The organism is Sphingomonas phyllosphaerae, assembly GCA_036946405.1.
GTDB classification, from domain to species: domain Bacteria; phylum Pseudomonadota; class Alphaproteobacteria; order Sphingomonadales; family Sphingomonadaceae; genus Sphingomonas; species Sphingomonas phyllosphaerae_D.
Genome location: JAQIJC010000001.1, coordinates 2079908 through 2092506 on the forward strand (window position 1 = coordinate 2079908; position 12599 = coordinate 2092506).

The 12599-nt window shown below is 65.9% G+C and carries 8 protein-coding genes; all 8 read right to left on the reverse strand.

Annotated features, from left to right (window positions below; all coding sequences use genetic code 11):
* Positions 1–66 precede the first annotated feature (66 nt).
* The gene (locus PGN12_09990; GenBank protein MEH3104222.1) at positions 67–987 is read right to left on the reverse strand and encodes a rhodanese-related sulfurtransferase; all 921 of its coding nucleotides are present in this window, start codon (positions 985–987) and stop codon (positions 67–69) included.
* Entirely contained in the window at positions 984–1784 is an 801-nt protein-coding gene (locus PGN12_09995) for a LytTR family DNA-binding domain-containing protein (protein MEH3104223.1), read from the reverse strand. The genes PGN12_09990 and PGN12_09995 overlap by 4 nt, the downstream gene beginning before the upstream one ends.
* Positions 1784–2935 (reverse strand): histidine kinase, encoded by a 1152-nt coding sequence (locus tag PGN12_10000; GenBank protein ID MEH3104224.1) that lies wholly within the window; start codon positions 2933–2935, stop codon positions 1784–1786. Before PGN12_10000 ends, PGN12_09995 begins: the two co-directional genes overlap by 1 nt.
* A 94-nt stretch (positions 2936–3029) precedes the next feature.
* Positions 3030–6431, reverse strand: a complete 3402-nt coding sequence (locus PGN12_10005) for a carboxypeptidase regulatory-like domain-containing protein (GenBank protein MEH3104225.1) — start codon at positions 6429–6431, stop codon at positions 3030–3032.
* Between the two features lie 172 nt (positions 6432–6603).
* On the reverse strand, positions 6604–7830 hold the full coding sequence (locus PGN12_10010; protein MEH3104226.1) for an ABC transporter permease: 1227 nt from the start codon (positions 7828–7830) through the stop codon (positions 6604–6606).
* Entirely contained in the window at positions 7827–8747 is a 921-nt protein-coding gene (locus tag PGN12_10015) for an ATP-binding cassette domain-containing protein (protein ID MEH3104227.1), read from the reverse strand. The genes PGN12_10010 and PGN12_10015 overlap by 4 nt, the downstream gene beginning before the upstream one ends.
* A 187-nt stretch (positions 8748–8934) precedes the next feature.
* Entirely contained in the window at positions 8935–10734 is a 1800-nt protein-coding gene (locus PGN12_10020; GenBank protein MEH3104228.1) for an ATP-binding cassette domain-containing protein, read from the reverse strand.
* A gap of 497 nt (positions 10735–11231) precedes the next feature.
* Positions 11232–12596, reverse strand: a complete 1365-nt coding sequence (locus tag PGN12_10025; protein MEH3104229.1) for an HlyD family type I secretion periplasmic adaptor subunit — start codon at positions 12594–12596, stop codon at positions 11232–11234.
* Positions 12597–12599: the final 3 nt, after the last annotated feature.

Consider the following 12599-nt stretch of genomic DNA (forward strand, 5'->3'; position numbering starts at 1 on the left):
GTGGGGGAAACGCTACCGATCTGCATTAGGTCCGCAGGACGGTGCGCAACGGTGCCGAGCGGGACGTCAATCGGTATCGAACGTCCGGCCGACGTGGGCCTCGCCGCGTGCGATCGCAAGCTGTTCCTGTCGATGCCGCTCGGCATAGCCGGCGCGTTCCTCCGCAGTCCGCTTGCCGATGCAGGCCGGGCAACTCACGCCCTCCACATAGGCGGGAGAGGCCCGATCTGCCGGGCCGACCGGCATCCGGCACGCGAAGCACAGCAGATGCGTTCCCGGTGCGAGACCGTGGCCAACCGCGACGCGCTGATCGAAGACAAAGCATTCGCCCTGCCACGCGCTCTCGACCGCCGGCACTTCTTCCAGATAGCGCAGGATGCCGCCGTCGAGATGATGCACCTGCTCGACGCCCTCCGCCTTGAGGAAGGCGGTCGACTTCTCGCAGCGGATGCCGCCCGTGCAGAACATCGCCACCCGCTTCTTGCCGGCCAGCAACGTTTCGCGCCGGGCGCGAAACCAGTCGGGGAAGTCCGCAAAACCGGCGGTCTTCGGATCGACCGCGCCCGCGAAGGTGCCGACGGCCACCTCATAGTCGTTGCGCGTATCGATCACCAACGTTTCGGGATCGGCGATCAGCGCATTCCATTCGGCCGGGGCGACATAGGTGCCCGCGTCGGTCAGCGGATCGACCGTCACCCCCATCGTCACGATCTCGCGCTTTACCTTCACCTTGAGCCGGTGGAACGGCATCGCGTCGGTCCAGCTGTGCTTGAGCGACAGCTCGGCACAGCCGGGCAGGGTGCGAAGATGCGCGATCACCGCGTCGAGCGCCTCCGGTGCGCCCGCGATCGTACCGTTGATCCCTTCACCCGCGAGCAGCAACGTGCCCTTGATCCCCGCGGCACGCGCGGTGGCGAGCAACGGCTCGCGCAGCGCGTGCGGATCGTCGAAGCGCGCGAAGCGATAGAGCGCCGAAACCCGGATCAATGGACGAAGCGCGCCACCACGTCGCGATAGCTGCGGCTGACCTTCACGTTCGCCCCCGAATCGAGCACGAGGAAGCATTCGCCGTTGGTGTGCGGCTTGACCTGCTTCACCAGATCGAGGTTGACGATCGTCGACCGGTGGATGCGCTGGAAACGGCGCGGATCGAGCCGCTTCTCGAGGTCCTTCATTGTCTCGCGCAGGATCAGGTTCCGGTCGCCGGTGTAGATCACCATGTAATCGCCGGCCGCGTCGATCCGTTCGATCGTGTCGACGTCGACGCGGAAGATCTGGCCCTGATCCTTGATGTTGATCATCTTTTCGAAGCGGCTGGCGTTCACCGCGTCGCCGCCATCGGCCATTTCCGCCGCCGCCTCGGGTGCGTGCTCGGCCAGCGCTTCCTTGAGCTTCTCGGCCTCGCCCGCGCTTTGCCGCTCGGACAGCCGCTGGCGCACGCGGTCGAGCGTGTCGGCGAGCCGCGATTCCTCGACCGGCTTCATCAGATAATCGGTCGCCTGCGCCTCGAACGCGCGGATTGCATGGTCGGAATAGGCGGTGACGAACACGAACAACGGTGGTTCGACGTCCATCAGCCCTTGCACGACCGAGAAGCCGTCGAACCCCGGCATCTGGATGTCGAGGAAGACGAGGTCGGGCTTGTGGGTCTTGATCGCGCTGATCGCCTCGCGCCCGTTCTGGCACTTGGCGATGATTTCGACGTCGTCGTGCGCCTGCAGCCGCAATTCGAGCCCCTGGATCGCAAGCGGCTCGTCGTCGACGAGGATGGTACGAATGGTCATCACACCTCTCTGTTCGGTACTTCGAGCTGGTACGGGATCTCGATCTCGACCCCGAACCCGCCCGTCGGCATGGCCCGCACATCGAAGCGGTGGTCCGGCCCGTAAGCCTGTGCCAGCCGCTCCCTGATATTGGCGATGCCCACGCCGGTTGAAAGGCTTGGCCGTGATTTCGTCGGCATCAAACCCGGGCCGGTGTCGGATACGCCGAGCAGCACCCTGTCACCGACGAGCCGAATGGTGACGCAGATTTCGGCGCCATCCTCTTGCGGCGTCACGGCATATTTGATCGCATTCTCGACCAGCGGCTGGAGCAGCAGCGACGGCAACCGCGCCTTTTCCGCAGCCGGGTCGATGTCGAACTTCGGACGCAGCCGGTCCTCGAAACGCATCTTCTCGATTTCGAGATACAGCTTCAGCGTCTCGACCTCCTGCGCGACGGTGACGTGCGCGGTCGGTTCGTTGGCGAGCGTGTAGCGCAGGAACGACGACAATCGGCTCAGCATCGCATTCGCACGCTCGGTCTGCTTCAGCAACACCAAAGTCGAGATCGAATTGAGCGTGTTGAACAGGAAATGCGGGTTGAGCTGGTAGCGCAGCATCGCGAGTTGCGCCGATGACGCCTGATTTTCCAGATGCTCCATCTGGTCGATCTGATCCTCAAGGATCAGGTAGAAATTGATCCCGAAATACAGCGCCGACCAGCCGGCGAGCGTCGTGAAGCTGAGGAATAGCGCGGCGAGCAGCAGCGTCAGGTCGACGCCCGGCGCGGCGAGCCGGATCAAGCTGAACGAGAATGCGTAGAGCGTCGCGTACAGGAACGTCGCCGCCGCGAGCGTGAAGATCGAGAGCAGGATTCCGGTCACGCGCGGCAACTGGCGATAGTGCCCGTAGAGCACCGACAGCAGCAGGGTAATGCAATAGCCGATGATCGACTCGATCAGCACCGAGCCGATCACCTGCAACGAGGCATTGCTGCTGAGCGAGGACACCAGCCGCAGCACCAGATAGCCGGTCCAGCCCACCGCCTGGAGCTTCCAGAAGGCCGAGGCCTTGTTCTCGAAGAACGGCCGGACGAACAGCGGGCGCTCGGGCGTGCCGGCATAGGCAGGCGAGGCAGGAGCAGCGGAGACGGAAGTCGCGGAAGTCGCCATCGCGGCCTCTCTACACCGACCGGCAGCCGCGCGCAAAAAGAAGGGCCGCCGTCTTGCGAAAGACGGCGGCCCTGTCGGGTGCGTTCGGTGCGGATCAGAAGGTGAAGCGCGCGCCGATGCGAACCGAGTAGAGCGACTGACGCGACGAGATCACGTTCTGCTGAGCCGGGGCAACCGACGGCGCTGTGTACCGATACTGGGCGCAGGCCTGACCGGTGTTCTGCGTCGTCTGCGCACTCGTCGGGTTCGTGCCCGTGGCAACCGGCGCCTGCAGACACTGCACCCGGATCGCCGCCGTGGTGTACGGGAACGAATACTCGCGGATCTGCCCCCAGTTCTTGTTGATGAGGTTGCCGACGTTCTCGACGTCCGCGAACAGCGTGACGCGGCTGCCGCCCAGCCCGGTCGGGATTTCCTGAGAAATATGCAGGTCGACCTTCGTGAACCACGGTGAGTTGAAGGCGTTACGCGGCGCGATCTTGCCACGGAATTTGGACAGGCCGCTCGAATTGATGAGCGCGTCCAGGTTCTGCGCCGTCTGTGCAGCGGTCTGAGTGACGACGCCGTTCACGATCGTGTCGCCGTAGCTGACCAGTGCGTCCGTAGTCGAGGTGGGCACGTACAGCAGGTAACGCGATTGGGTACCGACGTTGCCGAAGATCGGGCTGCGGTTCGACGACGTATCCTGCATCGTATAGCTGTACGGCTTGCCGATGCGGGTTTCCCCGAAGATAGCGATGTTGGTCTTGTAGTCGCCGAAGAAGGCATGGTCGAACGTTGCGCCATATTTGATGAAGTGGCGGACCTGATCGTTCGACACGCCATAAGTGGTGCCGCTGCCGTCGAAGAACGCGCCGTTGCCATAATTGGAACCTGCGGTTGACGAGGTAGCCGGCGTCTTGTCCTTGACGTCCTGGTAAGTGTAGCTGGCCGAAATGTTCAGCCAGTTGTCGAACGACTTATCGAGACGTGCGACGCCAATATAGGCGCGGCCCCGCGACGTGTTGGTCAACACGATGTCCTGGAAACGATCGCTGAAGGACGTCACCGACTGGTAACGAACGCGCCCGTCCGGCGTGGTCAGCGCGGTCGGCGCGACGCGATAATCGGCGAAATAGACCTGATCGCGCACTTCCGACCACAGGAAGTCGGCACCCAGATGCCAGCCGCCGCCCAGGAAACCGCCGAAGTCGCTGTCGTAGTCGGCCGACAGCGTGCCGCGCCACTGAGACGGCAGGCGGAAGTTACGTGCCAGCGCGTTGGTTGGCGCGCCGGTGGCGGTCGACGCATTCTTCACCAGATCGTTGGCCGCCGTCGGGATCGTCGTGCCGCTGACGTTGGTCAGGATCTGATTGCCGGTGCTGACCGAATAGCTTCCGTTATTCGACTGCGTAACGTCGATGCTGTTGGTCAGGAAGCCGGTGTTCGAATAGCTGTTCGAAATATAGACGTCCGGCGAACCACCCGAGAAGATGCCGATGCCACCGCGGAAGGTGAGCTGCGGTGTCGCCTTGAAGTCAAAGCCGATGCGCGGCTGAAACACGCCCTTGCCAGAGATATACTCCTGGTTCGTAAAGCCGTAGCGGCTGACGAAATTCTGGTTCAGCGCCGGGCGACCGTGACCACCGTACATGTCGTACCGCATGCCGTACGACAGCGTCAGCAGATCGTTGATCCGCCAATTGTCCTGAATGCCGAAGGCATAGGACTGATACTGAAAGCGGGCTGCGCCATCGATCGGGTTCAGCGACGGGATGGCATTCTGGTAACGCAGGCGCTGGGCATTGCCTGCCTGGAAGTCGGCGATCGAGTCGAAATAATAGTCGCCCGCCGTGCGCTGCACAAACAGGTTGACAATCTTCGTGTCCGACATTTCACCGAAGATGCGCAGATCGTGGTCGTCACGGGTCAGGCGTGCCTGAACCGTGCCGCCCCAGGTGCGGCTGGTCAATTCGTTCGACTGGCGCGAGATGTCCGGACCGAAGGACACGACTCCCGAGCCGTTGGCGCAGTTGGTCGACAAGTCGATGCCCGTCGCCGTGCTGCCGCCAGTGCCGAAGCTGCTGCGATCCGACTGCGCCGCGGTGCAGACCTGGAACTGCGCGAAGCCGCGACCCAGGATCGGATCCTGCCCGCGCTTGTAATCCTTGTAGAAACCACGGACCTCGGTCGAGAATTCGTCCGACCAGTCCGAGTTCAACTGGACGACGCCGGCATGCAGGCGGTTCGATCCGACATAGCCGTTCGACTCCAGACCCAGGCCCGGGGCATTGGCCGTGGCGCTCGCCGGGCCGACCTGGGTGTTCTGGTTAAAGCGGATCTGATCCTTGGTGTACATGTACGTCACCGACGCGCGCTGCGTGTCGGAGAGGTTCGCGTCCAGCTTCGCGACCAAGCGATCGTCGCGATCGTCCGAGTTGTTCAGGACGCCGCCGGTGTTGTAGCCATACCGGCTCTGCGCGATCTGCTGGATCTGCTGGACTGCGGCGTCGGTGATGTTCGGGATGACGGTGCCGGCGTTGTCGCCTGGCGTGCCTTCCACGATCGGCGTTCCGGCGCGGACGCGCTCGCCCGCGACCATGAAGAACAGCTTGTCCTTGATGATCGGCCCCGACAATTCGGCGCCATAATTCTCATACTTGAAGTTCGGGATCGTGACGCGACCGGTCGGTACGCCCGGTCCGGCCTTCGTGCGCTTGCCGGTCAGCTCATCGGCCGAATAGGCATAGAAGCCGGTGCCGTGGAACTCGTTGGTGCCCGATTTCAGGATCGCGTTGATCGCGCCGCCCTGAAAATTGCCTTCGCGGACGTCATAAGGCGCGACCTTGGTCTGGAACTGACCGATGGCGTCGAACGGGACGGGCGAACGGCGCGTGGGCAGGCCGTCCGGGTTCAAGCCGAAGTTGTCGGTGACCGGCACGCCATCGATTGAGAAGCGGTTGTAGCGCGCGTTCTGCCCCGCGAAGCTGACCGCCCGGCCGTTGCCTTCCGAATAGTCGAGCCGCGCGAACGGGTCGCGACGCATCAGATCGCGAACGTCGCGGTTGACCGACGCAACGCTGGCGATCTGCGCGGCCGACAGGACGGTTGCCGGCCCCTGGCTGAGGTTGCGTGCGTTCGGCAGGCGCGACGCGGTAACGACGATGTCGCCACCGCCGACGGTCTCGGCCGTCAATTCGATCGGCAACTCAAAGCTCTGCGCGACGACGGTCTGGATGTCGGTGACTTGCGTCGAGGCGTAGCCGGGTGCGGCGATGGTGACGGTGTACGGGCCGCCGACGCGAAGGCCGGTGGCGTTGAAGCTGCCGGCGGCGTCGGTGGTCACGTTCGTCGTGCCCCCCGTCGGAACGTTCAAAATCGTGACCGTCGCGCCCGCCACGGGTGCGCCGTTCGCGGTCACCGTGCCGCGGATCGAGGAGGTGGTCTCCTGCGCCATCGCGGCGGCCGGAATCACCAGCGCGACCGCAGCCACGCCTACGAACAGATTGTTGCGCATCGGAAAGATTGTCCCCTTTTTGCCGCAGTGCGACCCGCGACAGCTTCGTCGTTGGGGCGCCGATGGGCGCACTATGTGAAGGTTGCGTGACACTTACGAGTCGATTGCTGCACCGCTGCAAGAAGCTCGTGCGGCGTTGCAAAAAAGCGACAGCATTCTTGTCCCGCAGCGGTCAGCCTCGGGAAAAAACCCGTTTCCAGGCGGGCTTGGCGCTGCCGGATTGGAGCACGCCGCGTCGGAACAGTCGTGCGCCGATCGTGATGAACACCGCGACCCACAGCAATTGCCAGGCGAGCGCGGCGAGGTGAGGCCACCATTGCGCGCCCGATGCCGCGCGGCCGGCCATCGCAAATGGCGAGGAAAGCGGGAAAAGTTCCGCCGCCGTCGCCAGCAGGCTGCCCGGGTGGGATACGGCGGAGGAGGCGAGGCCGAACATCGCGACCTGGATGATCGTGATCGGGAGCGAGAGCATCTGCACCTCGCGCATCGTCGCCGCCTGCGCGCCAACCCCTAGAAAAACCGAGCCTAATAGCAGGAAGGCGGTCGTGAAGTAGGCGGCGAACAAGCACGCGAAGCCGACCCAGCCGATCGCCGGGGCGGGGGGTATGAAGCTGTCGCCAAAGGCCCCGGCGGCGACCAAGCCGATCTGGCTGAGCACCGTACCCCAGAATGTAACGAACAGCAGCGCGACGCCGTACATGCCGAGCAGCTTGCCAAGGAAAACGCTCTCCAGAGGCACCGCTGCGGCAAGGATTTCAATGACCTTGTTGTTGCGCTCCTCGGCCATCGTGCCCACCACCTGACCGGAGAGGAACAGGGTCAGGAAGAAGATACCGAACACTGCAAGGAACGCGGCGGCATGGCGATCACCGCGCGTCGGAGCGGCGGTCCGGACACGCTCGATCCGCACCGTCGGGGCATCGACGCCAGCGCGCTCGATCAACGCGGCCTGTCGCGCGAGGGCGGCAAGATAACGGGCGTCGTCCCGATTTCCGCCCGAAAATACCACCCTCGGCTGCGCGAGCGTGCCGTATAAAACCGCATTGACGTCGGCGCCGGGCGCATCGAGCATCGCGCGGGATACAATCTGCGCGTTTTCGACCGACGGGTGCAGCGCCAACGGCGGCGGGGCTGCCTCACCCCGCACGAGCGCCCGCAGTTGCGCATCGGCGCTGCGTAGCGCCTTCGCCGAAGCGGCGGGCAGCATCGCGACCAGCCGGGCCTTGTCGGACGACCCTTGCGTGACCGACGCGGCGCTGACGCCGCCGACCACGCTCAACGAGCCCATGATCGCCGGCGCAAAGAGGAAGAGCAGGAAGATCGGCGTAAAGACGGTCGCGGTGAAATCGCGGCGGGCGACCGTCAGCGTCTGGCGGATCTGGCGGCGTAGCGGGCTCATGCGTTCGACTCCGCAGCGGCCTGTCCGACGATCCGCACGAACGCATCGTGGAGGCCGGGGCGTTCGATCGAAAGTGCCTTGATGCCATAGCCGGCGTCGATCAGGCGGCGCAGAAGCCCCTCGATGCCTTCCTCGGGCAAGGCGAAGCGCCACGCTTCGCCTTCGTGCCGCGCGTTGAGCGGCAGCATCGCGGCGAGGTGCGCGTCGGCATGGGTGGGGACGTAATGGACCTGCTGCGGGAGCAAGGCGCGCGCTTCGTCGACCGTCCCCTCGAAGCGGCGCTGTCCGCCCGCGATCACCGCCAGACGGTCGCACAGCCGCTGCGCGTGTTGCATGACGTGGGTCGAGAAGAGGATCGTCGCGCCGCGATCGCGCTCGGCGAGGATCAGCCCTTCGAGCCGTTCCTGATTGACCGGATCGAGCCCCGAGAAGGGCTCGTCGAGCACCAGCAGATCGGGGCGATGAACGACCGCGCCGAGCAACTGGACAAGCTGTGCCATGCCCTTCGACAGCTTGCGGATCTTCTCGTCGACCGCATGACCGAGCCCGACGGCCTCGAGCATCTCGGCGGCGCGCGCGCGGCCGGTCTGCCAGTCGAGCCCGCGCAGCGCGCCCATGAACGCGACCGCCTCGCGCGCCTTCATCGACGGGTACAGCCCGCGCTCCTCGGGCAGATAACCGACCCGGTCGCCAACCTCGCGTGGGTGCGCGCTGCCGAGCAGGCTCCGCGCGCCTTCGTCCGGCTCGATGATGCCAAGCGTCATGCGCAACGTCGTCGTCTTGCCCGCGCCATTGGGGCCGAGCACGCCATAGATCATGCCGGCCGGCACCAAGAGGCCGACCCCGTCGACCACGCGCCGCTCGCCGTATCGTTTCACCAGTCCGTCGGCGATGACGGCGTAATCAGTCGATGTCACGCGTGCTTCCCCCTGTCGCGGTGCAACGTAGCGGGGCGGGTTCGTGCCGCCAATCGCTATTGGCGCACGCGTTCCCCGGTGGAGGCCGGGGTTCAGGTGGGGAGGCCGGTCGGTCATTTGCCGGCGTCTCCCAACTGGACCCCGGCCTTCGCCGGGGAACGGCAAGAAGGCTTTCGTCCGGATGACGTCAGGCGGCCGCGCGTGATCCCGCGTCGTCGTTGGCGGCCGGCGTGGACAGTCCGCCGTCCTGCGCAAGCTTCGCGAAGGCACCGCCGGCGGCGAGCAGTTCGTCGAAGCCGCCCTGTTCGACGATCCGCCCCTGATCGAGCACGACGATCCGGTCGGCCGCGCGCACCGTCGAGAGGCGGTGCGCGATGACGAAGGTGGTGCGGCCCTGCCGCAGCCGCTCGAGGCTTTCCTGAAGCCGCGCCTCGGTCGCGACGTCGAGCGCGCTGGTCGCCTCGTCGAGCAACAGGATCGGCGCGTTCTTCAGCAAGGCGCGCGCGATCGCGATCCGTTGCCGCTCGCCGCCCGACAGGCCCGCGCCACGATCGCCTACCGCGGTGGCGAAGCCGTCCGGCTTGCGCATGATGAAGTCATAAGCGCCCGCGATTCGCGCGGCATCCTCGATCTGCTCCATCGTGGCGTCGGGATTGCCCATCGCGATATTCTCGGCGATCGAGCGGTTGAAGAGCCCGGCCTCCTGAAACACGACGCCGGTCGCGGCGCGCAGCGAGGCGAGCGTGACGCCGTTGATGTCCTGACCGTCGACGAGGATGCGGCCCTTTTCCGGATCCCAAGCGCGCTGAAACAGCCCGAGCGCGGTCGACTTGCCCGAGCCGGTCGGGCCGACGATCGCGACCGTCTCGCCGGGGGCGACCTCGAAGTTGAGGTCGTGGACCGCGCCCGAGCCGGTCGGATAGCGGAACGAGACATTCTCGAAGGTGACGCGGCCGTCGCCGATCGCGAGCGGCACCGCGTCGGCGGCTTCGGTGATGTGGCTCTGCTGGTCGAGCACGTCGAAGAACTGGCGGAGCGCAGGGAGCCGCTGCGCGACGTTGACGATGAAGCCGGTAACCGTCTCAAGCCGCGCGATCATCAGCGTCGCGAAGCCGACGAACGACACGACGTCGCCGATCGTCGCCAGCCCGCGGGTGATGAGTGCCGCGCCGAAGCCGAACACCGACACGATCGCGATCGACGAGGCGCCGCGCGTCAGCACCGCCGACACCGCCCACCAGTTGAGCACCGGATATTGCGCGTGAAGCAGATCGTGGAGCGAGCGGCGGACGTTGCCCATCTCGCCGGGCACCGCGAGGAAGCTCTGAAGCACGGTGACGTTGCCGAACAGGTCGCCGAGATTGCCCGAGATATCGGTGAAGCGATCCTCGACGCGCGCCTGCCCGGTGGCGGTGTGGCGCATCACCACCAGATTGACCGCCGAATAGACGAGCATCAGCACGACCAGCACCAGCCCGAGCCGCCAGTTGGTCATCATCGCGATCGGCAGCAGCAGCGCGAGGATGCCGAGATTGGTGATCTGGTCACGCAGCAACGGCAGCCAGAGGTTGAACAGTCCCTCGCACCCCGAGATCATGATCCGCATCAGCCGGCCCGAACGCGCCTGCGTATGGAAGGCCGGGGGCAGCGCGAGCAGATGCTCGACATAGGTCGACATCGCGATCAACCGGCGGCGGTGCGTCATGCGATCGGCGAGCAGCGCGATCACGACGCCGGCGGCAAAGACCGTGACGCTGATCGCGCACCACAGGCCGACGTAGCGCATCGGGTTGGCGCCGGTGGTGAGGCCGTTGACCGCCTTGCCGAACAGCAACGGTTCGGCGACCTGCAGGAACGCCACCAACGCGCCGGCCGCGAGCAATGAGCCGGCTTTCAGCCGCTCCGGACGGAGCAGCTTGAGCGCGCGGAGGACGACATGGGGCGAGCGGGTGCGTTCGGCGGACGTGCATTTGGCGGATTGGGGCATGGCCAACTCATGGAAACGATAAGGAGAGACGGGGCGGGACCGCAGACGGCCGCCGTCAGTGGCCCCCGTAAAGGAGGATGGTTAACGAAGCGTGCCCGGGTGATAGGACGAGTCCGTTGCGCCATGTCCGTCATGCCGGGCTTGTTCCGGCATCCACCGTTCCGCGAACGCTCAAGCCTCGAAGTTCGGGGAACAGTGGACCCCGGAACAAGTCCGGGGTGACGACTTCCATCGTACGACGTCTCGACGTTCGCAGACGTTTTAGAGTGTGATCCACCCGGTTTGAACCATTTCCATCGTCACCCCGGCGAAGGCCGGGGCCCAGTTGGGAAGGTCTACGAAATCAAGGCGCGACCTACATCATCGGCGTCCCCCAACTGAGCCCCGGCCTTCGCCGGGGTGACGCTTCAGCTTGGATGGATCACACTCTAAGAAGCGGGGCACCGGATCAGGTCCGGAGCGACGAAGACGAGTAATCCCTTCGGTCCGGCGACGGATCAATGCTCGCGGAACGACGACCAGAAGGCGCCCACCAGCGGTTCCAGCGCGTAATCCAGCGCGGTGCGGCGGCGCAGCGGGATCAGCACCTGTGCGGGCATCCCGGGGCGAAGCTTGAACTGTTCGCCACGGAAGCGCGCGAGGACGTGCAGCTCTTCCGGGGGCACCGTGATCTCGGCGGTGAAATAGCTGACGCCGGTCTTCTCGTCGGTGAAGCTGTCCGCCGACAGCCGCGTCATCGTGCCGTTCAGCGGCGGGATGTCGCGTTCGTGGAGGCTCGGGAACTTGACGCTGGTGTGCTGGCCGACCTTGAGGTCGTCGGCGTCGTCGGGCGAGATGCGCGCCTGGATGCGCAGCGGCGCTTCTTCTGGGACGATGTCCATCAGCTTCTGCCCCGGCTGGATCACGCCGCCGGGGGTGAAGACGGTCAGCCCGACCACCGCGCCCGTGGCGGGGGCGCGAATCTCGGTGCGCGCCAGTTGCTCGCGCGCCGCGCCCAGCTTCGGCATCAGCTCGCCGAGCCGTACCTCGACGTCGCGCAGATCGGCGGCGGTGCGCTCGGTAAAGGTGCGTTCGGCCTCCAGCCGCTGGATCTGGCTTTCGCGCGCGGCCTCGCGGGTCTGCGCGACGCTGGCGGAATATTGGCCGCGCTGGCCCTGCAATTCGGCGCGCATCCGCTCCAGCTCGCGCAGGCGCGTCTGCGAGACGAAGCCCTTGGCGGCGACGGGGCGCAGTGCATCGAGCTGCGCGTCGAGCAGCTTCAACTGCTCCTGCGCGGAGACGACCTGCTCGCCAAAGCCGCGGCCCTGCTCGTTCGACTGGGCGGCGCGCTGCCCGAGCGCGTCGCGTTGCGCGGTCAGCGTCGCGGTGCGCGCGCTGAGTTCGGTCTGCTGGAGGCGCATCGCCAGCGCGGCCTCGGCGCGATCCTCGGCGTCGAGCGTCGCGAATTCGCGCGGGGTGGGGATGCGCGACTGGCCGAGCTGTTCGGCCTGCAACCGCGCACGCTGCGCGAGCAGGCGGATGACCTGCGACGCCAGTGCCCGCTCGTTGGCAAGCACTTCCGGCGTGCCGAGGCGGATCAGCAACTGGCCCTGCTGGACGCGCTGACCGTCGCGGACGAATATCTTGTCGACCACCCCGCCGTCGCGGTGCTGGACCGCCTGGCGCTGGCCGGACACCGCGAGCACGCCCTCGGCATAAGCGGCGGCATCGAGCCGCGCGAACGCCGCCCAGCCGAGAAAGCCGATGAAGAACAGCGCCGCGACGATCAGACCGTTGCGGATGTCGCTGCGCGGATCGGCGGGCAGGTGGACCGCGTCGTCGCCGGTCAGGGCCGGGGGGGATGCAAGGGGAAGGGTGGCCATGGC